Origin of the sequence: Ferrovibrio sp., from assembly GCF_029255545.1 — a bacterium.
Classification (GTDB): domain Bacteria; phylum Pseudomonadota; class Alphaproteobacteria; order Ferrovibrionales; family Ferrovibrionaceae; genus Ferrovibrio.
Genome location: NZ_JANLJJ010000017.1, coordinates 33,188 through 57,787, shown reverse-complemented (window position 1 = coordinate 57,787; position 24,600 = coordinate 33,188). Strand labels below are relative to the sequence as shown.

Annotated in this window: 21 protein-coding genes; 10 read left to right on the top strand and 11 right to left on the bottom strand. The window is 62.1% G+C overall.

The annotated features are described in order from the left end of the window. The 7 genes from Q1J79_RS02495 to Q1J79_RS02465 form a co-directional block, all read right to left on the bottom strand. The gene (locus Q1J79_RS02495) at window positions 1-2,295 is read right to left on the bottom strand and encodes a polysaccharide biosynthesis tyrosine autokinase (RefSeq protein ID WP_300296044.1); all 2,295 of its coding nucleotides are present in this window, start codon (window positions 2,293-2,295) and stop codon (window positions 1-3) included. Further along, window positions 2,295-2,909, bottom strand: a complete 615-nt coding sequence (locus tag Q1J79_RS02490; protein ID WP_300296042.1) for a polysaccharide biosynthesis/export family protein — start codon at window positions 2,907-2,909, stop codon at window positions 2,295-2,297. The genes Q1J79_RS02495 and Q1J79_RS02490 overlap by 1 nt, the downstream gene beginning before the upstream one ends. A gap of 119 nt (window positions 2,910-3,028) precedes the next feature. After that, window positions 3,029-4,177 (bottom strand): outer membrane beta-barrel protein, encoded by a 1,149-nt coding sequence (locus Q1J79_RS02485; RefSeq protein ID WP_300296039.1) that lies wholly within the window; start codon window positions 4,175-4,177, stop codon window positions 3,029-3,031. Between the two features lie 221 nt (window positions 4,178-4,398). After that, the gene (gene galE, locus Q1J79_RS02480; RefSeq protein WP_300296037.1) at window positions 4,399-5,397 is read right to left on the bottom strand and encodes a UDP-glucose 4-epimerase GalE; all 999 of its coding nucleotides are present in this window, start codon (window positions 5,395-5,397) and stop codon (window positions 4,399-4,401) included. Window position 5,398: 1 nt separating this feature from the next. Next, window positions 5,399-6,862 carry a mannose-1-phosphate guanylyltransferase/mannose-6-phosphate isomerase gene (locus tag Q1J79_RS02475; protein WP_300296034.1) on the bottom strand — a complete coding sequence of 488 codons (1,464 nt, stop codon included), beginning with the start codon at window positions 6,860-6,862 and terminating at the stop codon, window positions 5,399-5,401. Between the two features lie 117 nt (window positions 6,863-6,979). After that, window positions 6,980-8,548: a HAMP domain-containing sensor histidine kinase gene (locus Q1J79_RS02470; RefSeq protein ID WP_300296031.1), complete on the bottom strand. Its 1,569-nt coding sequence runs from the start codon at window positions 8,546-8,548 to the stop codon at window positions 6,980-6,982. Continuing rightward, on the bottom strand, window positions 8,502-9,332 hold the full coding sequence (locus tag Q1J79_RS02465; protein ID WP_300296028.1) for a response regulator transcription factor: 831 nt from the start codon (window positions 9,330-9,332) through the stop codon (window positions 8,502-8,504). The genes Q1J79_RS02470 and Q1J79_RS02465 overlap by 47 nt, the downstream gene beginning before the upstream one ends. Before the next feature lie 874 nt (window positions 9,333-10,206). On the opposite strand from Q1J79_RS02465, the gene pgmG reads away from it, so the two are divergent. Together pgmG and Q1J79_RS02455 are read left to right on the top strand one after the other, a co-directional pair. Next, window positions 10,207-11,664 (top strand): phosphoglucomutase/phosphomannomutase PgmG, encoded by a 1,458-nt coding sequence (gene pgmG / locus Q1J79_RS02460; RefSeq protein ID WP_300296026.1) that lies wholly within the window; start codon window positions 10,207-10,209, stop codon window positions 11,662-11,664. 9 nt (window positions 11,665-11,673) lie between these two features. Beyond that, window positions 11,674-13,203, top strand: a complete 1,530-nt coding sequence (locus Q1J79_RS02455) for a lipopolysaccharide biosynthesis protein (RefSeq protein ID WP_367182952.1) — start codon at window positions 11,674-11,676, stop codon at window positions 13,201-13,203. A gap of 47 nt (window positions 13,204-13,250) precedes the next feature. Here the strand turns inward: Q1J79_RS02455 and Q1J79_RS02450 are convergent, their stop codons facing one another. Beyond that, window positions 13,251-14,534, bottom strand: a complete 1,284-nt coding sequence (locus tag Q1J79_RS02450; protein ID WP_300296021.1) for a glycosyltransferase family 4 protein — start codon at window positions 14,532-14,534, stop codon at window positions 13,251-13,253. A gap of 208 nt (window positions 14,535-14,742) precedes the next feature. Here Q1J79_RS02450 and Q1J79_RS02445 point away from each other — a divergent pair, with 208 nt between their 5' ends. Beyond that, window positions 14,743-15,606, top strand: a complete 864-nt coding sequence (locus Q1J79_RS02445; RefSeq protein WP_300296018.1) for an FkbM family methyltransferase — start codon at window positions 14,743-14,745, stop codon at window positions 15,604-15,606. A 239-nt stretch (window positions 15,607-15,845) separates the two neighbouring features. Here the strand turns inward: Q1J79_RS02445 and Q1J79_RS02440 are convergent, their stop codons facing one another. After that, a complete protein-coding gene (locus Q1J79_RS02440) occupies window positions 15,846-16,292 on the bottom strand; it encodes a pseudoazurin (RefSeq protein WP_300296015.1) in 447 nt (148 codons plus the stop codon). A 188-nt stretch (window positions 16,293-16,480) separates the two neighbouring features. On the opposite strand from Q1J79_RS02440, the gene Q1J79_RS02435 reads away from it, so the two are divergent. Beyond that, window positions 16,481-17,182, top strand: coding sequence for a Crp/Fnr family transcriptional regulator (locus tag Q1J79_RS02435; RefSeq protein WP_300296012.1), 702 nt, complete (start codon window positions 16,481-16,483; stop codon window positions 17,180-17,182). Here the strand turns inward: Q1J79_RS02435 and Q1J79_RS21095 are convergent. Then, window positions 17,167-17,376 (bottom strand): DUF1858 domain-containing protein, encoded by a 210-nt coding sequence (locus Q1J79_RS21095; protein WP_367182953.1) that lies wholly within the window; start codon window positions 17,374-17,376, stop codon window positions 17,167-17,169. The genes Q1J79_RS02435 and Q1J79_RS21095 overlap by 16 nt on opposite strands. Between Q1J79_RS21095 and Q1J79_RS02430 the strand changes: the two genes are divergently transcribed. Genes Q1J79_RS02430 through Q1J79_RS02415 form a run of 4 tightly spaced genes read left to right on the top strand, consistent with a single transcriptional unit; the run spans window position 17,299 to window position 19,249 of the window. After that, complete coding sequence (locus Q1J79_RS02430; protein ID WP_300296010.1) at window positions 17,299-17,499, top strand: hypothetical protein; 201 nt, start codon at window positions 17,299-17,301, stop codon at window positions 17,497-17,499. The two genes, Q1J79_RS21095 and Q1J79_RS02430, sit on opposite strands and share 78 nt — an antisense overlap. 23 nt (window positions 17,500-17,522) lie before the next feature. After that, entirely contained in the window at window positions 17,523-17,846 is a 324-nt protein-coding gene (locus Q1J79_RS02425) for a metal-sulfur cluster assembly factor (RefSeq protein ID WP_300296008.1), read from the top strand. A gap of 10 nt (window positions 17,847-17,856) precedes the next feature. After that, on the top strand, window positions 17,857-18,102 hold the full coding sequence (locus Q1J79_RS02420; protein ID WP_300296005.1) for a DUF2249 domain-containing protein: 246 nt from the start codon (window positions 17,857-17,859) through the stop codon (window positions 18,100-18,102). A 19-nt stretch (window positions 18,103-18,121) separates the two neighbouring features. Further along, on the top strand, window positions 18,122-19,249 hold the full coding sequence (locus Q1J79_RS02415; protein WP_300296003.1) for a hypothetical protein: 1,128 nt from the start codon (window positions 18,122-18,124) through the stop codon (window positions 19,247-19,249). Here the strand turns inward: Q1J79_RS02415 and Q1J79_RS02410 are convergent. Continuing rightward, entirely contained in the window at window positions 19,198-20,079 is an 882-nt protein-coding gene (locus Q1J79_RS02410; protein WP_300296000.1) for a ferritin family protein, read from the bottom strand. The two genes, Q1J79_RS02415 and Q1J79_RS02410, sit on opposite strands and share 52 nt — an antisense overlap. 358 nt (window positions 20,080-20,437) lie before the next feature. Here Q1J79_RS02410 and Q1J79_RS02405 point away from each other — a divergent pair, with 358 nt between their 5' ends. Then, window positions 20,438-22,630, top strand: coding sequence for a NosR/NirI family protein (locus Q1J79_RS02405; RefSeq protein ID WP_300295997.1), 2,193 nt, complete (start codon window positions 20,438-20,440; stop codon window positions 22,628-22,630). A 22-nt stretch (window positions 22,631-22,652) separates the two neighbouring features. Then, window positions 22,653-24,599 carry a TAT-dependent nitrous-oxide reductase gene (gene nosZ, locus Q1J79_RS02400; RefSeq protein WP_300295994.1) on the top strand — a complete coding sequence of 649 codons (1,947 nt, stop codon included), beginning with the start codon at window positions 22,653-22,655 and terminating at the stop codon, window positions 24,597-24,599. Window position 24,600: the final 1 nt, after the last annotated feature.

Genomic DNA, 24,600 nt, shown 5'->3' with positions numbered 1-24,600 from the left:
TCAACTCCAGTTGCCCGAGCGAGCCAGCACTGGCCGTTCATATTCGTAGTTCAGATGCCCATAGGTGTATTTGCGATAGCCCTTGGGATCGACTCGGGTCAGCACGGCGCCGGCAAAATCGGCCTGCACATCGATCAGGCTTTTCAGGGCCTCGCCAACGGCTTCCCGACGCGTATGTCCCCAGCGCACGGAAAGCGCCACTTTGTCGACCATACGGGCCAGGGTCAGCACCTCGGAACCGACAAGCACCGGCGCCGCGTCCAGCAGGATCATATCATAACGTCCCGAAAGGCTGTGCAGCAGCCGCTGCATTCTTTCGCCACCCAGATTGCGCATCGACTGGGCCGTAAACTGACCGGCTGGAATCAGATCCAGGCCCGACAACGCATCGGTGACGATGGCCTGCCCAAAAACCTGCGTGGCGGCCTGTTCGTCGTCTTCGCAGATCAGATCGGCCAGGCCGTAACGATTGCTGCACTGAAGCAAGCGATGCAGGCGGGGGCTGCGCCAGTCGCAGTCAATCAGCAGGATTCGGCGCCCCTGGCAGGCCAGCAGCCGGCCGAAGGAAGCAACCAGCACTGACTTACCTTCTCCCGGCACCGCAGAGGCGAACAATATCGTCTTCGGTGACGTTTTCGCCTGCGACAGCTCAAGCCCGATATACAGCTTCCGCAAGGCTTCACTATATGGAGAGAACGGCTGCCGCATGACATGCGCCAAGGCGGTCATGCGGCCCTTCAGAGCTGGGATGAGGGCCAGAACCGGCAGGCCTGTGTAAGCTTCAATCTGGTCGCCACGGCGAAAACTGCGATCTGCATTATCCCGCAACAGCGCGATCATGATGCCGATCAAGACACCGCCAACCGCGCCTAGAAATACGATCAGGATACGTGGCGGAAAGCCCGGGGCCGCAGGCGGCGCGGCGGTAGATATGAGCTGGCCATTCGGCCGCTGTAGGCGATCCTGGCCGAAGGTTTCCTTGGCGCGGCTCATCACCTGGTCAAGCAGGTTATGGTTGACCGCCGCTTCACGCTCCAGCGATTCCAGTTTGATCGACTTTTCATTCACCCCGGCCTGCCGGGATTGCAGGCGATCGAAATTCTGCCGCAGCGCCTGGTAACGTGCATCTGCCGTCCTGGCCTCATGGCGCAGGCCGTCTATGATGTGATCCATCTCCTGCCGCAATCTGCCGCGAATTCCGGCGATTTCGGCCCGCGCACTGAGAATGCGCGGATGCTGCGGACCGAAATTGCTGGACAGGTCGGCCAGGCGCCGTTCGGCTTCGACCTGCTGCTGTTTGAACGACTGGATGACCGGGGAATTGAGCACCTCTGGAACACTCTCTCCGGCTATGCCGGTCTTTTTCAGGCTCTGCGCCTCATTGAGGCGCGCTTCCGCTTCGGCCTTGGCGGTCTGCGCCACGATCAACTGCGTATTAAGCTCGGTTAGTTGTTGGGTGGTGACGCCAACGTTTGCGCCCTTGTAAAGCCCATTCTGTCGGCGGTAATCCTCCACGGCCTGATCCGCTTTCTCCACCTGCTGGCGCAGCATGGCGATCCGGTCCGTCAGGAATTGTTCGGCTTCGTCGTTGGCTTTTACCTTCTCCAGTCGTTGCCGGGCCAGATACGCATCAGCGAAGGCATTGGCGATGGACGCGGCGCGCGATGGGTCCTGCGCCTTCGCCTGGATCGACAGCACATGCGAACGCCCCAGGGTCGACACATCCAGGCGCGACAGCAGGGTATCGATCACAGAATCCGTTTCGAACCGCGCCCACGCCGCCGCATCCTCGGACTCGGCGGTGGAATCCGGCAGCCACGCATCCGGCAGATAGCGCGCAGGATCGAGCAGGCGCCGCCAGAGCGGCTTGGACTGCAGTAGCGGATTGAATTCCGGATCGTCATCCAGACCAAGCTGGCCAATCACCTGCTCCGCCAGGGCGCGCGACTGGACGATATAGCCTTCATTCTGGATTCGCTCGGCATCAGGGCTGATATCGGCCATCACGGCTTCGATATTCATCACCCGCAGCAGCGGCATACCAACCAACACTCTTGCTTCGGCGATGTAATAGACCGGCATGGCACGCGCGACCAGCACGGCAATGCCGGCGCATAACAACCCGATCGACAGGATTAGTACCTTTTGCCGCCACAGCTGCAACATAAGGTCAAGTATTCCTGTCTGCGCCGGAGGTGCGGCTGAATATAAGGGCGGCATCAACTGCGGTGCCAATTGCGATGGCTGAACTGGCGGCTGCGGCGATCGGGCAATCAGGCGATCCGGCAGATGCATCAGAAATACCGCTCCCGCACGGTGATCACGTCACCCGGCAGAACCGGTGTATCGGGCATGGCCTGCAGCCGGCCCTTTCCACCTTCCGCCGTTTGGCGCATGACGTAGAAATCGCCCTCCCGGGCGCGATAGGTGAAACCGCCCGCCAGAGCCACGGCATTCAGCACGGTCATCCCCGAAACATACGGATAGCTGCCTGGCGTGCGAACCTCACCGACGATATAGAATGGGCGATAGGTCAGTATCTCGACGCTGACGCTCGGATTTTTCAGGTAATTGGGCTGCAGCCGGTCAACCAGCGTCTTTTCCAGCTCGCCTGCGCTCCGCCCGCCCGCCCTGACCTGGCCGATCAACGGAAAGGAGAGTGCACCGCTGCCGTCAACGGCGTATTCACCGGTCAGTTCGGGCTGGCCGTAAACGGTGATCCGCACACGATCGCCCGAGCCTAGGCGATAGCCGGCATTGGCCGATAGGGCTTCCGCAGTCACGGCGTCGGTGTGGCCCGCTTGTTGCGCTGTCACCGGGCCGCAGGCCACGATGGGCAGAACAACAAGAAACAGACTGCACCGGAGAAGACGCCGGAGAGGACGATGGTGTCCGAAGAAGCTTGGCATGGCCGGCCGCCCCGTTGATAGCAGGAACTCCGGATGCCCATGCGGCATCCGGAAAACCATCTGCTTCTACCAACAAAGCGCCTGAACCGGCTGTGATCAAAGAGGGGCAATCGCCCCGATCAGAGATATGTGCTCAGCCGCAGAAAAACCACATTTTCTGAAAAATCGCTGTTCGTGGCGGAGGAATCGCGCTGACGATAGCCGTAACCACCCGACAACGCGAAATTCCGGCTGATCAGGTATTTCGTGCCAAGGCCGGCGCTGATGTAGTCGTCTTCGCGACCGATGCCTTCAAAGTCGTCCTGTTCGTACCCTACCCTGGCGTTCAGCAGCAGATTACGCAGGAGTTCATGATCGATGCGCAACTCGGTCCGCGTGGCAAAATAACCGGAAGCGCCGGCCAGAGTCGTTTCCTCGATATCGCGGGTCAGGCCGGCCGTCACGGTGGTCAGCCGCGTCACGTTCCAGGTGAACGTGGCACCTGCGGTCCATCCCGCCATGCTTTTCAGCCGGGCATCATCGTAATCCTGCTGGCGGTAGCCGGCAAAGATATCGAGCGATGTGACGCCGGTCAGATCGTATTCGGTGCCGACGACCAGCGCGTAGCCGTCCGAACTTCTGGCATAGCCACTGGCATCGCTGCCATTGTCGTAATCGCGGGTATTGACCGATCCCTGCAGGTAGACCACGCGTAGCGGCGCCAGTTCATAGCCTGTGCGCAGCGACAGTTCTCCCTGATTGCGGTCGCGGCCGCTCTGGTCGACTGTGCTGCCGCTGGAATTCTGCACGTCGCTGAAGGCATAGCGTTCGCCCTTGCCATCCAGGCGGACAGACATGCGGTTGAACACTTTCTCGATGGCGGCATTTGCCGAATAGACCGTATATTCCGTCGGTTCGGTGCCGCCCTGATTGTCCGGCGATGAGCGCGCTTCATGCCGCCGTGCGAGTCCGGCGCCGCCAAAGATCCGCAGATCCTGCAGCACATCAACGCGGCCATCTGTCAGCAGCGTGTAATCCGTGTGGTTCTCCGACTGGTGGTCGGCATAGCGCGCCAGCGTGGTATCCGCATGCAGGCGCAGAGCATGGTTGTTCCAGTTCGAGCGCAGGTCCAGACTCGGCGTGATCGTCGTGATGAAATCGTCCTGCCGGTTGTTCTGCGTGGCATAGATGTTGGAATTGTAGCTCTCCTGCACCGCGAGGCCGGGATACAGCAGGAAACCGCCCAGCCGGATGCCGGCGGCATCGTAATCGGGCCGTGGCCGGTCCATGACCGTGGCGCCGCGCGGCACCTCATCGGGCAGCGGAGCCTTGGGCGCCGCTGACTGCGAGGCCGCCTGAGGTGTCGCTTGAGGTGTCGTCTGTGCAATACTGGCCCCGGGCAGAGTCAGCCCTGAAGCCACAAAACCGAATGCCATCGCATGCAAAAGACGATTGGCGGAGGAAACACCGCAAGGCCGCATGGGACTCCACCCTGGTAACTGGTCGCTTTTTATATCATGGCCTTGCGACGATGCAGTATTTTCTGGTGCCAGAGCCAGGCCGTGGAAATCATCGTGTCGAGATCGGACAGCCGCGGCTGCCAGCCGAGCAGCTGAAGGGCGCGCCCGGGATCGGCTAGCAAGGCCGCAGGATCGCCTGGTCGCCGCGACGCAATGTTTAGTGGAATTATTCTTCCGACAATACCCTCTGCAGTTCGAATAACCTCGCGCACCGAGGCGCCACTGCCGCTGCCCAGATTGAAGGCATGGGCCCCCACCGCACGATCCAGATACCGAAGCGCCAGGACATGCGCATCGGCCAGATCGGTGACATGAATATAGTCGCGGACACAGGTGCCATCCCGGGTGGGATAGTCCGTGCCGTAGATGGCAATCGCCGGCCGCAATCCCGCAGCGGCATCGAGCACCAGCGGGATCAGATGGCTTTCGATCGGATGCGCCTCGCCGATCTCGCCGGCTGGGTCGGCGCCTGCGGCATTGAAATACCGCAGCGAAACCGAATGCAGGCCATAGGCACGGGCATAATCCTGCAACGCGGTCTCGATCACCAGCTTACTCGTTCCGTAAGGATTGAGTGGCCGCCGCGGATGCTGCTCGGGGATCGGCGTGACATCAGGTTCGCCATACACGGCGGCACTGGAGGAAAAAACCATCCGTTCGATGCCGTTCCGCCGCATCGCCTCCAGCAGGGTCAGGCTGCCGGCGACATTGCTGGCATAATACGGCTCGGGGTCGCGCACCGAATCGCTGGACACAATCAGTCCGGCCAAGTGAATGACCGCGACGGGGCGGTATTTGCGCATCACCTCGTCCAGCCGACCGGCATCAACCAGATCGCCGCCTTCCAGCGGGCCCCATTGCACGGCCCAGCCATGGCCCGACGACATGTTGTCGTAAACGACGGGCTGCAGCCCGGCAGCCGACACCGCCTGACACACATGGCTGCCGATATAACCGGCACCACCGGTAACCAGAACGTTCTCCGGCATCTCAGCACCGGCCATAGTTATCGGCCAGCCGAACGATGTCATCCTCGCCCAGATAGGCGCCGGACTGCACCTCGATCAGGTGCAGTGGCAGCTTGCCGGGATTCTCCAGCCGGTGGGCGGCGCCGATGGGGATGTAGATCGATTCATTCTCGCGCAGCAACATGCTCTCGCCATCGCGCTCCACCAATGCCGTCCCGCGCACTACCACCCAGTGCTCGGCACGATGGAAATGCTTCTGCAGGCTTAATCGAGCGCCCGGCTTCACCGTAATACGTTTGACTTGGAAGCGGTCGCCCATATCGATCGAGGCGTAGGAACCCCATGGCCGGTAGCAGGTGCGGTGCGACAATGGCTCCGGCCGATTGCGCAGCCGCAGCTGTTCGACCACCTGCGACACCTCGTCGACCCGATCTGCCCGTGCCACCAGGACAGCGTCATCGGTCGACACCACTACAACGTCCTCCAGGCCAATCACCGCCAGAAGCTTGTCCTCGCTGCGCAGGTAGCAGTTTCTGACATCTCGCGCGATCACGTCGCCACTGAGAATATTCCCGGCACCGTCGTCGGGCAGCACGCTGCGCAAGGCCTGCCACGAGCCAAGGTCACTCCACGCCATGCTGACCGGCACTACTGCCGCACGATCGGCACGCTCCATAACTGCGTGGTCGATCGATAGAGAGGCCGCCGCCCTGAACGCTTCGGCATCCAACCGATAGAACCCAAGATCGGATTGGCCGCCCAGTACGGCTTGCTCGCAGGCCTCCAGTACAGCGGGATGCAGACGGCGCAATTCCTCAAGATAACGGTTGGCACGCATCAGAAAAATGCCGCTGTTCCAGAAATAGGCGCCACTGTCGACATACGCTTTCGCAGTGTTGCGATCTGGCTTCTCAATGAACCGGTCGACGATCCGTACATGATCGGAGCCCTCCAGCAGCGGGCCGCCCTTGATATAGCCGTAACCTGGTTCCGGCCTGTCCGGCGTGATGCCGAAGGTGACCAGACGCCCCTCCTCGGCAGCCGGCAATCCGGCGCGAACGGCAGCCTGCAGGCTGGCCAGATCGCCAATTGCGTGATCGGCCGGCTGCACCAACATCAGGGCATCCTGATCACGGTCGCTCAGAAGAAGCGCCGCCACGGCCAGCGCGGGGGCCGTGTTGCGCCCGACAGGTTCCAGAATGATCTGCTGCGGCTCTACGCCGATTGCGGCCATCTGGTCATCAACTAGAAAACGATGCTCATCACCGCAGACCAGAACCGGCGCGGCGAAACCCAAGGTGGCCTGATTCCGCTCTACCGTCTGTTGCAGCAAGCTGCGCTCTGTCACCAGCGGCAGCAACTGCTTTGGATATGCCGTACGGGACAACGGCCACAACCGCGTGCCCGATCCGCCAGCCAGGATGACGGGATGGATCTGGAATGCGCGCTGCTCGAGAACACTGCTGCTTTCGACCACTGCATTCATCGCGGACTCCGTTCTGGCTATCGTGAATTTTTGCCTAGCGACTATGCGCAGGCCGGCTGGGTCGAGCCAGTGATCAAGCTGTGGCTGCGGGGATACCGCATCGAACTTCCGGTAGGCTCAGGCCGCTGCCGGAAGTTCGATGCGGATGCTCAATCCGCCCCTGAGGCGGTTATGGGCAGATACCGTTCCGCCTAGAGCCTCGACATTGCGATGTACGATCCACAGGCCAAGTCCGGCATGACTGCCAGGACTTCCGCCCGGCGTGCTGCGGCGTCCGGTCTGATTGGGCGATCCAGCGCGCGAAGAGAAATAGCGATCAAAAACCAGCCCTATCTGCTCATGATCTATCCCAGGCCCCTCATCGTCGACATGCAGCATGATGCTGCTGTTCTGACGAAAAACATAAACCGATACAGTGGACCGCTCCGGGGCGAAGCCGATGGCATTGTCGAGGATATTCTCAAATATCGTGTCTATGACGCCCCGCCCGGCCAGGACACAAGCTCCTTCCTCCAGAACCCTGACAAGGCGGACATTATGCTCGGCCAGGACCTCGCGGTAACGCAGAACGATATCGGCGACGATCTCCGACAGATTCACACGAATCCGTGGCGCATCGATCAGGTTCGCCGTGTTGTAATCAATGCGCTGGGTCGCATTGACCAGGGAATGCAGCCGTCGCAGGGAGGATTCGACCAGACTGACGGCTCGGGTGGCGCGGACATTGCCTGTCGGCACCACCCGCTTGATGGGTTCAAGCGACGCCTGGATGGTGCAGATCGGCCCTTTCAGTGAATGGGCGTTGTCCTCCGAGGCCTGGCGCATGTCGTGGGCGATTTTCCGCAGGTCCCAGACAAAATGATCGAAATCGGCAGCGACGCTGGTCAGTTCCGGCACGACGTTGCGGGCCGCAAATGTGCGTTCCCAGCCGCGGCCCTCGCGGATCTCGCGGGCGACATGCCGGAAATGATGCAGGCTGCGCCAGACGCTTACCGTTACCAGGATTGCCAGCAGCGCAAATACGAAATAGATGGCGGCTGCCACCTGAATTTCCCGGGTCTGCCAGTAGGACCGGCCAATTGAGATATTGAGAAATTCGGAAGTCGGATGCGCCGACAACAGGACCCAGCAACCCCAGCGCGACTGGATCGGTACGACCGATGTCATGATTTCCTCGTGGCCATTCGGCTGCCGGTAGCGGATATCGATCGGAGCATCCCAGGCACAACTCTCAGAGAGCTGCTGCAAAACGCCGTGCTCCGCCAGGCTTGCGAGTTCAGTACCCACCAACTCGGGCTTCGATTCGGGCGCCGAGGCAATGTAATAGAAACTTCCGCCGGGCGGCACGCCGGCCGGCCGGAACATCAGTTTCAACAGCGTTCGGCTATCCTTGAATCGCTGCAATTCATGATTGAGAGATTTGTGCGGAGGGCCGGACGGTTGATCGAGGACCGGCGTCAGCGCCTGGGCAATCAGCCAGCTGCGCTGTTGGATGCCCCGCACCACGAGATCACGGCGCTGGTTGTCGGCGCTCTCGAACTGGCCATACAGAACCACTGGCAATGCAACAAACACCACCACCAGGCCGATCATCTTTAGGGTGAGCGATGCCGCAAGGCGCCGCAGTGCATGCAGAATGTCAGCCCTGCCCGTCGACAAGCGCGCGCCAGCGGTATCCGAAGGCAAGGAAATTCTCGATCTGGCTGAATTTTGCATCGATCGCCCGGAATTTGTTGCGGATACGCTTGATCGACGAGCGGACATTGGTGCGATAGCCGTCCTCGCCCGTTCCGGCTATGAACCCCGCATGATGCACGCAGTCATATATTGCGCGGTAGGTGACATATTCATTCAGGCGCCGGACCAGGAGGTGCACGATATTGAACTCAACCACCGTGAGATTAACGTCAATGTCTCTCCACATCGCCCGGCTGATTTGCGGGCGTAGCAGCAAGTCGCCGCAGACGATTACCTCTTCGCGGCGATGCTCCGGCAGCTTCTTGCCCGCGGCAACGATCAGGCCGATCCGCTTGGCCAGAACCGCTGCGCCCCGTGACTTGTTCACGAAATCAACCGCGCCGTTATCGAGCGCGGCATTCTCGTAGGTTGTCGACAGCATGCCGGTCAGCACGATCATCGGCACATGAATGCCGCGCCGGCGCGACTGCCCCAGCAGGTCGAGGCCCGAGGCGCCGGGCAGCCGCCAGTCCAGCACCACCACGTCGGCACTGCCACCATTCGAAAAATACTCGAACATTGCATCGCCCTCGGCGAGATCGACTACATCGAAACCATGATCGGCCAATTCGCCGCTCATCGCCTCTCGGTAATCATCATCATCATCGATGAACACAATCCTGATGGGACGGGCGGTCACTTCAACTGCATGGGAACCGCGCAGCTCATTTTCGATTGGCCCATGACTGTAGCTCTGTCGCACATCGGTGCTTTCCGTTGTCAGAACCGTCATCTCCAGTCACCTCATAGTTCAGGCTGCGAAAAGTCTGGGTTTGTACATCAGGGTAAAGCCGCACATCGAGGATGCAATTTCCGGCATACCGATAGCGCCATAGCTTGCCAGGCCCATGCTCCCATTCCTCGCTGGGCCGCCCCAGCCGATTGCGCAACTGTTCGCCATCCAGGCCCATTAAATGTAACTGCGTATACTGACCGTTCGCGGCATCGGCCCGCTGCGGCAAGGACACCGTGGCAACCACGCCCGGATTGCTGCGCCGTGGCTGCTTCTTCGGGGCTTCAACGGATGACGGGGGGGGAGAGTTTCCTGGGCCGGGCTGCAACGCAGCAATACCGCTGCACGCGGAAAGCGCAGCGAGGCCGACACCACACGGAAACCACATCAGGACCCTGTTCATCACTCCGCCTTTCCGCCTGGTGTTCAAACTCTCAGCACACCATCGCGAAACATCGATAGGTCCACACTCGGTTTCCTGCGCCCGCACGCGGGCGCAGCGTTGCCAGTCTTCTCCGGTTTCCCCCGTTGCGACGCGCCGTTCATGCAGGCGTTCATATATGAAAATTATCCGCAGACCTGCACAGGCTTGCCTGTACGGAACCGTTTCCGACCAAGCCTGCATATGCATGTCCACCACAGGGCATGCATTCGATTGCGGTGCCGGAATATTAAAAGCCAGCCGCCCGATCCTTCAAGGGTACGGCGACCCGATTGTGACCTGGCCACAAATTAGTCACAGCACATCCAGCCGTTGCACCAGCACCGCGGCTGAATGGCCACGGCATGACCACACTGCACGAACCCGCCAGCGGATAAGACAGCGGCTACGACATTGCCACCAACCTGCTGTCATCGGATCAGGAGAACGTCGATGCCGGATCGTCATCTGGACAAAAGCATTCTGCGTGAATACGACATCCGCGGGATTGTCGGACAAAGCCTGCATATCGCAGACGCCGCCGCCCTCGGCCGCGCTTTCGGCACCATGATCCGGCGTGCCGGCGGGCGCAGTTGTGCGCTTGGCCGCGACGGCCGGCTCAGCTCGCCCCAACTGGCCAGGGCTTTCGTGCGCGGACTGAAGGCGACCGGAATCGATGTGTATCGTATCGGTGTCGGCCCCACCCCCATGCTGTATTTCGCCGAGCACCATCTTTCCGCCGATGCTGCCGCCATGGTGACCGGCTCCCACAATCCGGCTGACTACAACGGCTTCAAACTGGTGCTGCAGGGCCGCACCATGCATGGCGCTGACATCCTTGAGCTTGGCCGCATCATCCGTGACGATGCTTATTCCTCGGGCAACGGCCGCACGCTGCGCCGCTCGGTTCTGGGAGCTTACACCATGCGCCTGCTGCGCGATGCGGAACTGGCGCGGCCATTGTCGGTCGCGTGGGACCCCGGCAACGGCGCGGCCTGCCCCGTTATCGAACGAATGGTGCGCAATCTGCCGGGCCGCCATATCGTTCTCAACGGTGAACTCGACGGAACCTTCCCCGCGCACCATCCCGACCCGACGCTGCCGGAGACCCTCGATCACCTGCGGCATACCGTGCTGACCAGGAACTGCGATCTCGGCATTGCCTTTGACGGCGATGGTGATCGCCTCGGCGTAATCGACAATCGTGGTAGCATCTTGTGGGGCGACCAGTTGATGATGCTGTGGTCAGAGGACATTCTGCGTCGGCAGCCTGGCGCGACGATCATTGCGGATGTCAAGACCAGCCAGTCCCTGTTCGATATTGTCGAGAGATTGGGCGGGAAGCCGGTGATGTGGCGGACAGGTCATTCGCTGATCAAGGCAAAAATGCGGGAAACCGGCGCGGCACTGGCCGGTGAAATGAGTGGCCACATCTTCTTTGCTGATCGCTATTTTGGCTTCGACGATGCCCTGTATGCCGCAATCCGGCTGCTCAACCTCGTTGCCCGCGGCAATCGGAGCCTGGCTGATCTGCATGACCGGCTGCCGAAAAGCAGCACCACGCCCGAATTGCGCATCGACTGCGATGACACCCGTAAATTCTCCGTCGTCGACGAAGTTCGCGGCCGCCTGCAGGCGGCCGGAGCCGATGTGAATGATATCGACGGCGTCCGCGTTCGCACCAGTGGTGGCTGGTGGCTGCTACGCGCCTCGAATACGCAGAATGCCCTGGTAGCGCGTTGCGAAGCATCCGACGCAGCCGGGCTTGAGCGGCTGAAGGCATCCCTGGCTGAACAGCTGCTGGCTAGCGGTCTGCCTGAGCAGCAGATCAGCGCCCTCCTTGGCAACGGCAGCGACACCGCCGAACGCATAATGGCATCCCATCCTTCGCGCGCCAGCGCCGTGGCGTGACCGCGACGCATGCCGAAGCCAAAGTCGAACCCAGAGTCACATTTTCGCACCGAGCACCTTGCCCGCGACCTGACCGGCCGTTCGGTGCGAGGCGGCATGGTGACGATGCTTGCGCAGCTGGCAAAGATGGCCGTCCAGTTTGCGACCACGGTCATTCTTGCCCGCCTGCTGTTGCCCGAGGCCTTCGGCCTCGTCGCCATGGTGGCCGTGCTGCTGACTTTCCTGGAAATGTTCAAGGATCTTGGCCTGTCGGCAGCGACTGTGCAGCGCCCGTTGATCAGCCATGCCGAAGTCAGCGCGCTGTTCTGGATCAATGTGGCGCTGGGTGCAATAACAACCCTGCTGATGATACCGCTGGCGCCGGCACTGGCCTGGTTCTATGGTGAGCCGGCCCTGCTGAATATCACGCTTGCCTTTGGCATCGGTTTTCTGGTCAGCGGTTTCTCCACGCAGCACCTGGCCCTGCTGCGGCGGCAGATGCGGTTTTCCCTGCTGGCTGGCATCCAGATGGGTGCCGAAATCCTTGCCATGGCCGCCGCCGTGATCGCCGCCCTGGCGGGTGCGGACTACTGGGCCCTGGTGATCCAGCGGCTGGTCTGGGCAGCCTGTTTATCTGCCGGCAGCTGGCTGTTCTGCGGTTGGCGTCCCGGTCATCCAGCACCGCTGCGGCAGGTGCGCGATCTGCTCGGCTTCGGCAGCAATGTCACCGGGTCCAATCTTGCCAATCTGCTGGTCCGCAACCTCGACCAGATCCTGATCGGCTGGTACTGGGGCGCCACGCAGCTTGGATATTACGACCGCGCCTACAAGGTGCTGCTGGTGCCGGTCACCAGCCTCAACTTTCCGCTCTTCTCGGTGGCAATGCCGACCCTGAGCCGCCTGGCCGATCAGCCGGAGCGCTATCGTCGCGCCTATCTTCGTGTGGTCGAGAAACTCAACATGGCGACCATGCCGGCAGCGGCCGTTCTAATCGCAGCGCCAGACCTGGTGGTGCATTTGCTGTTTGGACCGCAATGGGCGGCGGCAGCGCCAATCATGGCCTGGCTCGGCCTTGCCACCCTCTACCAGCCGATCCTGCAGACCTTCGGCTGGCTGTTGATGACACAGAACCGTACGGCGGAAATGCTGCGCTGGGGGACCATCTGTTCGGCGATGACCGCCGTCGGCGTGGTTGGCGGCCTGCCTTTCGGCGCGGCCGGAGTCGCCACCGGCTTCGCGCTGAGCGGACTGTTCATCCGCCTGCCCTGCCAGTTCTGGGTAATTGGACGCCGCGGCCCGGTCACCGCACGCGATCTCTATGTCAGCATGCTACCATCGTTGCTTGCGGCGCTGGCTGTGGCGGCCACAATCTGGGGGCTGCGCCACAGCAACTTCTGGACGCCGATGGATGAGCGACCGCTTGCCGCACTGGCCCTCTTGGCACTGGCGGCGGCGACCGTCAGCCTTGCCTGCTTTGTCCTGTTGCCGCAGAGCCGGCATTCGCTGCGTGACATGCGCACGCTGGCCGGCTTGGCGATCCGCCGCCGCGCCCCGGCTTGATCCGCCTGGCCTGACCCGCCCAGCCTGTTCCAATGCGTGCAACAGGTCTACTGCGCCGCCACAAGACTGTCGGCGTCAGACCGCCGTTCCCGCAGGATTCTCTCATACAGCGCATGATAGCGCGCGGCCACCACATCGATGTCGAAAGCAGCTTCCACTTTCGCTCTGGCAAGGCGGCCCAGATCGGTGCCGGCCGCCACGGCCGTCAGGCTCCAGGCGATGCCGTTTGCCAGATCGGTCGGATCGCCATGCCGCGCCAGATATCCATCGATGCGATGATCGATGATGTCGTCAGGTCCGCCGCCGCCGAAGGCCACCACCGGCGTGCCGCAGGCCATCGCTTCGATCAGGGTCTTGCCGAAGGCTTCCTGCAGCGACGGCATCACCGCCACATCGGCCGCGGCATAAAGCTGCGACAACCGAATATTGTCGCGAATATAGCCGACGTAACGGATTTCGACCCCGCAATCGGGGATGTCACCCGGCTGCAGGTCGCCGAAGACCACCAGCATCGGGCGCTCAACCGCCGTATCGCGGCCCAGAATTTCCAGGGCCGCCCGCAACTCGGCGAAGCCCTTGCGGATATCCGTCGTGGCGTTCACGGCGCCATACACCGCGATCGGCCGGCCTACCGGCAACTGCCACGCGGCACGGCCGGCCGCCTTGCCGACTGGCGTGAACAGGCCGGTATCAAGGCCGTTCGGGATCACCTCCAACGGATACTGGCGCGTCAGTGGACTGGCGCGCACGCAATCGCCCAGCCAGCGGCTGATCGGCACCAGATGAAGATCAAGATTGCGCCAGTGCCGTTGCTTGCTGTGCCAGATCGCGCGGCTGAGGTCGTTGTCATCGGCGGATCGCAGCTGCGGGCAGGCACCACAGACATCGCGATACTTCTCGCAGCCTGCGGTATAATGGCAGCCGCCGGTCATCGGCCACATGTCACGCAGCGTCCAGACCACGGGAAAGGCAAACTGCGCCAGCGCCTGTATCGGCAGGAAACCAGCGCCGACCCAATGCAGATGCACGATGTCGGGGGCGAAATCGGCGGCCATCTGCGCCAGCCGGCTGGGCAGCCAGCCGATGGTCCAGAAGGAGTCGTCGGTCTTGTGGTAGCGTCGTAGCGGCAGGCCGTCAAACCGCATGCGCAGTCTGGCCGCAAGCTGAGCAATCATGCCTGGCAAAAGCCGCACCGCATTATCGGTACGCTTCTTGCGCCCAGCCAGCATGATCGAATCGACACCCCGCCGCCGTAGCGCATGATGCAGCCACAACGAGCCTCGCGCCGCGCCAGTATCCGCGTCAAAAGTGCTGAGATGGAGGATACGCATGCCTGGCCTGCAAACACGCCGCCCATGGCGGCCGGAAAACGCATTACAGCAGACTGCAGGCTGGCGAGGCCAGTGACCAACCGGTGGTCCCGCCCCGGCAACATTGCGCCCCAGCTTGATCACAGGCCATCAGCCGCCGTCGGGTTGAAATCTGCCGCGGCCCTAGAGAGGTTTAGGGGGCTGCCGCCAGAACAGGAGACAAGCGACCATGCGCTGGAATCCCCGCACCTTCGTCGACCGCCTGCTGTGGATTCGCAGTTATCCGGCCTATCGCGAAGCGCCGCTGCGCTTCGCCGCCCGGGCCATGACCTTTACCTGGCGCGAGCAGGCCAGTGCAGCGGGCGACGTGACGTTCACCGCCTGTAACGGTCAGCGCTTCCTCTCGCCGCCCAACAATATTTCATCGTTCATCGCCGCCACATTCGGCGAGCGCGACTTGAATATCACCCGTTTCTGGAAACATGCGCTGCCACCCGAACCTGTCATTTTCGACATCGGAGCCAATATCGGCCTCTATACGTTATCTGCCGTCCGACACGCCAGCCATGCAGGACGCGTCATCGGCTTCGAGGCACATCCGGCGACGTTTCGCTACCTTCAGCACAATGCGACCTACCTGTCCGATCCGCGCATCGTCATCGAAAACCTGGCAGTTGGCGCGGAGTCCGGTAAGGCACGGATTGCCTTCAATGCCGCAAATCCAGGCGAGACGCATATAGCAACAGGCGAGGAGCATGGCATTTTGGTTCCCATGGTGACACTGGACGATTACTGTCGGCAGCACGGCATTCCGCGGATTGATTACATGAAGATCGATGTTGAGGGATATGAAGCCAATGTCCTGCGCGGCGCAGCCGACATCATTGCGGCAAGTCCGAATATCCTGATCCAGACTGAATACGAACCGCAGCACATGCGTCGCTATGGCGACACCGCGATGGTGCAGCGCCTGCTTGAGGGCTGGGGCTTGCAACCTCATGTAATCGGCTGGCAGGCAGGTCAGGCCTTTACATTGCCGACGCTTGCCGATTTCCGGGGCGAGATCATCTGGTCACGACGGCCTCTGTGCTAGGCAGATCGTTGCATACGAGGGACGTGAATGGGCGCGGAGCCTCATTGATGTCACGGCCAGCCCTACACCTCGGCAGTCGTGATCCGAGTTACCGCATTTCTGCTGTGGCGCACGAAATACTGGCGTTCCTCTCGGCATTCAATCGCGGTGGAAATGGGGCCGCAGCGGCGACGGAACAGGGCGGCAAATGCCGCTGGGCCGCATGGGCTGGCCGGAACGCCGGCCAGCCCACCTGGCAATCACTTGCTGGCAAGCATGGGGTTGGCGAACAGCGTGGCAAACACCTGACCAGCCTTGCCGGGATGTTTCATGGCCTTGGCCTGATCTTGGTTGACCGGCACGCCGACCGCCACCATGCCGACCATGCCCATGCTGTAATGCGGTTTGCATTTAAAGCCATAGATGCCAGGCTTGTCGAATTTCACCGTGATGGCCTCATTGACCTTGCCGGTGAACGGCGTCACGCCCTCAGGCAGCATTCCGGCAATGGCCTCGACATTGTGGCCCTTGCTGACCGGCACAAATTTCACCGTATCGCCTGGCGCGACCTTGACCAGGGCCGGCTCAAAGACCATGACGCCTGCGGCACCCTTGTCGAGCATTTTCACTTCAACCTCTGCGGCCATGACCGCACCGGAAACCGCATAAGCCGCCAGGGCGGCGCTGAAAAACAAAGATGCGCGCATTACCATTCTCCATGTATGGCGACGCCGGATATGGCACCGCCTTTCGCGCAGGTAGATAGCGCCGGGCGTATCCGGATTATTTGTGCCGCCGCAAACAGAAACGAGAATCCAGCGGTTGTGGCCTGACTGGAAAGCCGGCCGCTCACTTGGTATCCTGCTCTAATCCGTTCTTCGGAAGGGCCGGCCGAATGACCGCCATTGATCCATCGATTGTTGCCGAACTGCCCCTGTTCCGCGATCTGTCGCGCGATCAGATCAGGGATATCCTGGATGGCGCCGTGTCGCGCCGCTATCCGAAGGGCAGCAATGTCTTCGAGCAGGATGGCAAGGCGGAGTATTTCTTCCTGCTGCTGAACGGCCATCTCCGTGTCGGGCGGCTGACCCCGGACGGACAGCAGGTGGTGGTCCGCTATATCGTTACCGGCGATATCTTCGGCATTGCGATGGCGATCGGGCGCGACACCTATCCGGCCACGGCCACGGCCATCGTCGAGAGTCTGGCGCTGGCCTGGCCATCCTTAGCCTGGCCGCCGCTGGTGGCGAAATACCCGGCTCTTGCCGCCGGCACGATGCAGGCGCTAGGCAATAGACTGCAGGATGTGCAGGCCCGGGTCGTGGAAATGTCGACCGAGGAGGTCGAGCGCCGCGTTGCCCATGCCCTGCTGCGTCTGGCCCGCCAGTCCGGCCGCAAGACCGAACGGGGTATCGAGATCGACTTTCCGATCTCCCGCCAGGATGTGGCAGAGATGACCGGCACCACCCTGCACACCGTCAGCCGCATCCTCAGCGCCTGGGAAAATCGCGGCCTGGTGCAGGGCGGGCGGCAGCAGATCATCCTGACAGATGCGCACCGGCTGTTCCTGCTGGCGGAGGGTCAGTCCGAATCCTGACCGCCCGCAGCCAGCCGCAGGGCGGACAGAAAAGTTTCAGGCGCGATGCTGTGGGCCCGGCAGGCCTCGTCGATGCTGTGGAAGCAGGCGATCGGACAACCGACGCAGCGCATCCTGTGATCGAGAAAGACGCGGATGATCGCAGGCCTGCGGTGCAGGACATCGTCCACGATATCATCAAGTTCAATTGCCATGCCGCCATGGTAAGAAAAATCAGCTGCGCGTCTTTGTCGCAGCGCAAGTTGGCCGCCTGGTGGAACTGCGGTACCGGAATTTGCGGCAGCACAAAGAAGAACCTCGCCCTGCGGCGCATATAGGCCCTGTCCATACGAGGTTGCCCATGACACCCCCTGCTATTCCAGCCGCACTCGATACCGATGTCCTCGATACGCTCCAGGCCGTGATCGATCCGGAGGTGGGGCTGAGCATCGTCGACCTCGGGCTGGTCTATCATGCGATGCGGACGGCGGATGCCATCGACGTCGCGATCACGCTCACCACGCGGGCCTGCCCGCTGGGCGCCATGATCGTACGCGAGGCGGAAGACCGGTTGCGGCAGCGGTTTCCCGATGCCGGCATGGTGGGCGTAAAACTGGTCTGGGAGCCGCCATGGAGGCCGGACCGCATCACCAAACAGGGCCGGGCGCTGCTCGGCCGCCATTGAGGAGCCCGCGATGAGCGCTGATACCGTCACCACCACCATCGATGTCCGCGAGATTGCGCCACGCATGCGCCATCCGCTGATTCTCCAGACTTTCCTCGATCTCACTCCGGGGCAGGCTTTCCTGCTGGTCAATGATCACGACCCCAAGCCGCTTTACTACCAGTTCAACGCCGAATTCCCCGGCCTGTTCGACTGGGCCTACCAGGAGCAGGGCCCCGATGTCTGGCAGGTGCGGATCGGCCGTGCCGCGGCTTGAGCGACATCTGTCGGCAGGGATGCGGAACCCGCAGTGGTTCCGCATCCTTCTGCTGTTGCTTGGCGGCATGAGCCTGTTCATCGGGCTATGCGGCGGCCTGTGGCGGCTGGGCTGGATACTGCCCCATGGGGCCTCCTTCGCCCAGTTGCACGGCCCGCTGATGATCTCGGGCCTGTTTGGCACGTTAATCAGCATGGAACGCGCCGTCGCCTTGGGCCGGCCCTGGGCTTATCTCGGCCCGATATCGGCAGGACTGGGCAGCCTGATGCTGGTTGCCGGCCTGCCGTCGATTTTCGGTGCGTCGGCCTATCTGCTGGCCAGCGGCGCGCTGGCACTCGCATCCCTGCTGATCCTGCGTCAGCAGCCCGCCCTGTTCACTGCCGCGATGCTGTTCGGCGCCCTGGCCTGGCTGACCGGCAATATGCTCTGGCTGCTGGGAGGCGCGATGCCCGATCTGGTGGGCTGGTGGCTGGCTTTCCTCATTCTCACCATCGCAGGCGAACGGCTGGAGATGAGCCGCCTGCTGCCACGCAAGGCCGGTAGCGAAGCGTTGTTCGTCATGATTATCGGCCTGCTGGCCGCTGGTGCCCGCAACGGCCCGACGGATGACAATGGAGCCGTGCTGTTCGGTCTCGGCCTGCTGGCGGCGACGCTATGGCTGTTCCGCCACGACATTGCCCGCCGTACCGTACAGCAAAAAGGCCAGACCAGGTTCTTCGCCATCTGCATGCTGCTTGGCTATGTCTGGCTGGGCCTAGCCGGCGCGGCGTTGCTGCTGTGGCCGCCTCCGGCCATGGCCTTCGGCTATGATCTCGCCTTGCATGCGGTGCTGATCGGCTTCGTGATCTCGATGGTATTCGGCCACGCGTTGATCATCCTGCCGGCCGTGACGCAATGGCGCGTTGCCTATATGCCATGGCTCTATATGCCCCTGACCCTGCTGCACCTGTCGATGCTGCTGCGCGCAGTGGGCGGCCTTGCGGAATGGCCCGAACTGCGACAGGTCAGCGGCATTCTCACGGTGCTGGCGATTATGGCCTTCATGTTGACCATGGCTGGCGCGGCATGGCGCTCCCGCCGGCACAGGAGGAGTGGTCAGGCAGCGCTTCTGCCGCCTGGCAGCGCATTGCCCAAGGCGCGGAGCTGAGCCAGCCGCATCACCGCGCGCGCGGCCAAAGCCTGCGCTTGCGCGATCTCGGCCTCATTGGCGGAATGATCGCCGATGTCGAGATAATCCTCGGCCAGGCGCTCGGCCATGGTCAGGATGTCTTCCTCACTGCTGGCCTCATCCTCGGCCAGATAAGTGCCGTCCGACTGCGCTGCCATTTGGCGCGATTCCAGCGCCAGCCGCTGCAACTCCTGCGCCGTTCCACCTTGTGCTCCGGCCGTCGCCTGTTCAAGGTGCCGCGCCAGCCGAAGCTCGACCCGGCCGAGGCCAGCCAGTGTTTTGGCGCCGGCCCGCGGCGTCTTGTCCAGCCCCTCGGCATGATAGGCCTGGCGGCGGGCGCGGCGCAGGTCCCAGGCATGCTGCAATTCCTGGCGTGCCATCGTTTCCGCCGCCTCGCGGATGGCGCCGGCATCCGCATGAGCCGCGATATAACTCCACAGCGCAAAAGCCCGATCCTCGTTCTGCACCGCGACCGCGAGGATGCGATAGGCGGTGGCCAGCCGCGACGACGCCAGCTCGGTGCCGCCGGCCAGATCGAAGGTTTCTGGCAAGTCCCAGCGGATCGCGGCGATATCTGGTGCCTTGCCCGAATGCTGCTGCGCCCATGCCTGCACATAATGCTCGTGATGTCGTTCTTCCGCAGCCAGCTTCTCGAACAGATCGGCAAGATCCGGCAGGTTTTCCCGCCGCGCCTGCGTGGCAAAAGCGGTGTAGTGCTCGGCGGCCTCATGCTCCAGCGCATAAGCAATCGCCAGAAGCTCGTCGAGCGACCGGACGGGGGCGGGCGGTTCCGATGTCAGATGGGTCATCCCGCATCTCCTGGCTGTCGTGATGCCACAGGAGTCTCCCCGCTTCTGCGGGGCTGGTCAAATCTTGACATTAGTCAAGAAAGACGGGGGATTTCTCTGAAGACGGAGAAATATTTGACATAGCACAACGAATACCAGGGCCTCGATTTTTATAGCCTAGACGCAAGGCCGTTCTCGACCTCCCCGCAGCCGGCCACCGAAAGGGAACATGCGTCTCTCCCCCCCGTTTTTAGCTTGGGAACAATCTGAATTCTCCGCCCTCCAGCGGGGGAGGGAAAAACTGCGGCTTGGGCGCATTTATTCTCTGACGTGGCGCATCGCCGCGCTGGTCATCTTTCTGCTGGGCGCCATGCCAGCCATGGCGGACTCGCGGCTGGCGGAATTCCTGCCCAAAGCTCAGCCGTCCGAACTGGTTCCCGGAGCGGATCGCTTCGGTCCGGCACTGGGCGCTCCGCCCATCGTGCCGGCCTACCAGGGCGACACGCTGCTCGGCTATGTCTACCTCAATGCCGACTTCACCAATGCGGTGGGGTATTCCGGCAAGCCGATCCACATGCTGACCGGTATCGATCCGAAGGGGACCATAACCGGTATCCGCCTGGTCGATCACAAGGAGCCGATCGTGCTGATCGGCATTCCCGAGGCCAAGGTCGTGGCGACGATGAACAGCCTTATCGGCCGTAACATCGGCGCCATCGCCAGGGGCGCCGAACGGCCGCCGCAGGTCGATATCGTCAGCGGTGCCACGGTCACCGTTCTGGTCATGGCCGATAGCGTGATCCGCTCGGCGGTGCGCCTGGTCCGCAGCAGCCGGCTTGGCGGCGTGGCGCCAGGAACCTTGGCGGCGACGCCGGTCCAGGTCCGGGAGGTTGATCCAGAGCGCAACGAAATCCTCGGCTGGGATGATCTGGTGGGTGATGGCTCGGTCCGGCGCTTAAGCCTGAGCATCGGCGATGTGAATCAGGCTTTTGCTCGCGCCGGCAATGCCGAAGCATCGCGCAACGCGGAAACCGGCCAGGCCGACGACAGCTTCATCGAAATGTTCGTCGCGCCCGTCTCGGTGCCGGCCATCGGCCGCAGCCTGCTGAGCGAGGAGGTCTATGCCCGCCTGCGCGAGCGCCTGAAGCCGGGCCAGCAGGCCATCGTGGTGGCCGGGGACGGCGCCTATTCCTTCAAGGGATCGGGTTATGTGCGCGGTGGCATCTTCGACCGCATCGAATTGCTGCAGGATGGCGGCAGCACACGTTTCCGCGATCGCAACCATACGCGGCTGGGCGCGCTGGAGGCGGCCGGTTCGCCCGAGCTTCGCGAGATCGCACTGTTCGTCATGCCCGATGATTTCCGCCTCGACCTGACCCAGCCCTGGCAGTTGCAGTTGCTGGTTCAACGCAATGTCGGAGCGCGCGACAAGGCATTCATTACCTTTGACCTGGACTACAGCCTGCCGGAGAAATACCTGCGGCCGATCGCGGCAAGCGCGCCGACTGCAGCCACACCGGCCACCGCCGCCCCAGCCACCACCACGCAGCTGGCCGGCGCGCCGGATTCACTCGACGGATCACTCGACCAGCCGCTGTGGCAGCGTATCTGGTGGGCCAATGTCTTCGAGATCGGCGTCACCGTGACCGGCCTGCTGGTCCTCACCGCGATTTTCTTCTTCCAGGACACCCTGGTACGGCGGCCGCGGATGTATGCCTGGATCCGGCGCAGCTTCCTGCTGTTCACGCTGGTCTGGCTCGGCTGGTATGCCAATGCCCAGCTTTCGGTGGTGAATATCGTCACCTTCACCAATGCGTTGATCACGGGCTTCAACTGGGAATTCTTCCTGGCCGCACCGCTGATCTTCATCCTCTGGGCTGCGATTGCCGCCGCCCTGCTATTCTGGGGCCGCGGCCCATTCTGCGGCTGGCTCTGCCCGTTTGGCGCGTTGCAGGAGTTGCTGAACAATCTGGCGCAGTGGCTGAAGGTGCCACAAATCAAGGTACCCTGGGCCCTGCATGAGAGGCTCTGGCCGATCAAATATATCATCTTCCTCGGCCTGTTCGGCCTGTCCTTCTATTCAGTGGCGCTGGCTGAGGTATTCGCCGAGGTCGAGCCGTTCAAGACCTCGATCATCCTGAAATTCAGCCGCGACTGGCCGTTCGTCATCTATGCCCTGACGCTGCTCTCGGCCGGGCTGTTCATCGAGCGGTTTTTCTGCCGCTACCTCTGCCCGCTGGGCGCGGCTCTGGCCATTCCCGGCCGCATCCGCATGTTCGAATGGCTGAAACGCTGGCCGGAATGTGGCTCGCCCTGCCAGCGCTGCGCCAAGGAATGCCCGGTGCAGTCGATCCATCCCGAAGGCCACATCAACGTCAATGAATGCATCTACTGCATGCATTGCCAGGAGCTGTATCACGACGATCACCGCTGCCCGCACATGATCCAGATCCGACTGAAGCGCGAACGCTACGACGCGCTGGCCGCGCCCCTGACGAAAGCCGGCGGGCCGAAAGCCGCCTATGCCGATCGTAACCGCAAGCCGGCCGAACCGGCTGTTCCCGCAAATTAAATTCAACGCGAAGGAGACCATCATGACCAAGGAAGACGACAACAACAGGAAGGGCTTGAGCAGGCGCCATGTGCTCGGCACGACGGCCGCCGTGGCCGCGGCCGGCGCCACCGGCCTGGCAGGCGGGCTGGTGACGGGCCGTGATGGGACGGTCAGTTCGGCCGAGGCGCAGCCGCGCCAGGCCGGCAGGCCGACCACGGGCGGCAAGTATGAAGTCAAGCCCGGCGAACTGGACGAATATTATGTCTTCTTCTCCAGCGGTCAGACCGGCGAGGTCCGCATCGTCGGCCTGCCGTCGATGCGCGAGCTGATGCGCGTGCCGGTATTCAACCGCGACAGCGCCACGGGTTGGGGCCAGACGAATGAAAGCCTCAAGATCCTGACTGAGGGCCTGACGCCGGAAAGCAGGGAATTCCTCAAGACCCGCGGCGGCACCTATATGAATGGTGACCTGCACCATCCGCACCCCTCTTTCACGAACGGCACTTATGACGGGCGTTATCTCTACGCCAACGACAAGTCGAACACCCGGATCTGCCGCATCCGGCTCGACATCATGAAATGCGACAAGATCGTGCAGATCCCGAACCAGGCCACGGTGCATGGCCTGCGCGTGCAGAAATACCCCAAGACCGGCTATGTCTTCTGCAATGGCGAAGACCGCGTGCCCGTGCCCAATGACGGCAAGGTGCTGGACGACCCGACGAAATATGTCTCGTCGTTCACCGCCATCGACGGCGAGACCATGAAGATCGCCTGGCAGATTCAGGTCAGCGGCAACCTCGACAACGTGGATGCCGACTACCAGGGCAAATATGCCTGGTCAACCTGCTACAACTCGGAAGAGGGCGTCACGCTCGCCGAGACCATGGCCAACGAGCAGGACTGGGTCGTCGTCTTCGATATCAAGCGTATCGAGGATGCCGTGAAACAGGGCAAGGCCAAGATGATCGGTGGCGTGCCAGTGCTGGATGGTCGCAAGGGCTCTCCGTATACGCGTTATATCCCGGTAGGCAACAGCCCGCATGGCATCAACACGGCGCCGGACGGCATTCATTTCGTCGCCAACGGCAAGCTGTCGCCGACCGTCACGGTGTTCGATGCCCGCAGGCTGCCCGACCTGTTCGACGACAAGATCAAGCCGCGCGAAGTGGTGGTGGCTGAACCGGAACTGGGTCTCGGCCCGCTCCATACCGCCTATGACGGCAAGGGCAATGCCTATACCACGCTGTTCCTCGACAGCCAGATCGTGAAATGGAACATCGACGCGGCCAAGCGGGCCTTCAAGGGCGAGAAGGTCAACCCGGTGATCCAGAAGCTGGATGTGCATTACCAGCCGGGCCACAACCACACCTCCATGGGCCAGACCAAGGATGCCGATGGCAAATGGCTGATCTCGCTGAACAAGTTCTCGAAGGACCGTTATCTCAATGTTGGTCCGCTGAAGCCCGAGAACGATCAGCTGATCGACATCTCCGGCGACAGGATGGTGCTGGTGCATGACAGCCCGAGCTTTGCCGAGCCGCATGACGCCACCATCGTGCACCGCTCAAAGATCAACCCCCTGCATGTCTGGAAGCGCGACGACCCGTTCTTCGCCGATGCGGTGAAGCAGGCCAAGGCCGATGGCGTCGAGCTGGAGACGGATTCCAAGGTAATACGGGCGGGCAACAAGGTGCGCGTCTACATGACCTCGGCGGCGCCGGCTTTCGGCCTGGAGAAGTTCACTGTCAAGCAGGGCGATGAGGTTACCATCTACATCACCAATATCGACGACGTGGAAGACCTCACCCACGGCTTCTGCCTGAACAACTATGGCATCAACTTCGAGATCGGTCCGCAGCAGACCTCCTCGGTCACCTTCACGGCCGACCGGGCGGGCGTCTACTGGTACTATTGCAGCTGGTTCTGCCATGCCATGCACATGGAAATGCAGGGCCGGATGCTGGTGGAACCGCGGAACGCCTGAG

Excerpts from the sequence above, each read along its gene's own strand:
- Q1J79_RS21095 (WP_367182953.1), bottom strand. The coding sequence starts at position 17,376 with ATGGCAATTGAACTTGATGATATCGTGGACGATGTCCTGCACCGCAGG.
- Q1J79_RS02485 (WP_300296039.1), bottom strand. The coding sequence starts at position 4,177 with ATGGACCGGCCACGGCCCGATTACGATGCCGCCGGCATCCGGCTGGGC.
- Q1J79_RS02450 (WP_300296021.1), bottom strand. The coding sequence starts at position 14,534 with ATGCGTATCCTCCATCTCAGCACTTTTGACGCGGATACTGGCGCGGCG.
- Q1J79_RS02405 (WP_300295997.1), top strand. The coding sequence starts at position 20,438 with ATGGCGGACTCGCGGCTGGCGGAATTCCTGCCCAAAGCTCAGCCGTCC.
- Q1J79_RS02425 (WP_300296008.1), top strand. The coding sequence starts at position 17,523 with ATGACACCCCCTGCTATTCCAGCCGCACTCGATACCGATGTCCTCGAT.
- Q1J79_RS02495 (WP_300296044.1), bottom strand. The coding sequence starts at position 2,295 with ATGCATCTGCCGGATCGCCTGATTGCCCGATCGCCGCAGCCGCCAGTT.
- Q1J79_RS02415 (WP_300296003.1), top strand. The coding sequence starts at position 18,122 with ATGCGGAACCCGCAGTGGTTCCGCATCCTTCTGCTGTTGCTTGGCGGC.
- Q1J79_RS02445 (WP_300296018.1), top strand. The coding sequence starts at position 14,743 with ATGCGCTGGAATCCCCGCACCTTCGTCGACCGCCTGCTGTGGATTCGC.
- Q1J79_RS02435 (WP_300296012.1), top strand. The coding sequence starts at position 16,481 with ATGACCGCCATTGATCCATCGATTGTTGCCGAACTGCCCCTGTTCCGC.
- Q1J79_RS02475 (WP_300296034.1), bottom strand. The coding sequence starts at position 6,862 with ATGAATGCAGTGGTCGAAAGCAGCAGTGTTCTCGAGCAGCGCGCATTC.
- Q1J79_RS02440 (WP_300296015.1), bottom strand. The coding sequence starts at position 16,292 with ATGCGCGCATCTTTGTTTTTCAGCGCCGCCCTGGCGGCTTATGCGGTT.
- Q1J79_RS02420 (WP_300296005.1), top strand. The coding sequence starts at position 17,857 with ATGAGCGCTGATACCGTCACCACCACCATCGATGTCCGCGAGATTGCG.
- Q1J79_RS02410 (WP_300296000.1), bottom strand. The coding sequence starts at position 20,079 with ATGACCCATCTGACATCGGAACCGCCCGCCCCCGTCCGGTCGCTCGAC.
- nosZ (WP_300295994.1), top strand. The coding sequence starts at position 22,653 with ATGACCAAGGAAGACGACAACAACAGGAAGGGCTTGAGCAGGCGCCAT.
- Q1J79_RS02465 (WP_300296028.1), bottom strand. The coding sequence starts at position 9,332 with ATGACGGTTCTGACAACGGAAAGCACCGATGTGCGACAGAGCTACAGT.
- pgmG (WP_300296026.1), top strand. The coding sequence starts at position 10,207 with ATGCCGGATCGTCATCTGGACAAAAGCATTCTGCGTGAATACGACATC.
- Q1J79_RS02490 (WP_300296042.1), bottom strand. The coding sequence starts at position 2,909 with ATGCCAAGCTTCTTCGGACACCATCGTCCTCTCCGGCGTCTTCTCCGG.
- Q1J79_RS02455 (WP_367182952.1), top strand. The coding sequence starts at position 11,674 with ATGCCGAAGCCAAAGTCGAACCCAGAGTCACATTTTCGCACCGAGCAC.
- galE (WP_300296037.1), bottom strand. The coding sequence starts at position 5,397 with ATGCCGGAGAACGTTCTGGTTACCGGTGGTGCCGGTTATATCGGCAGC.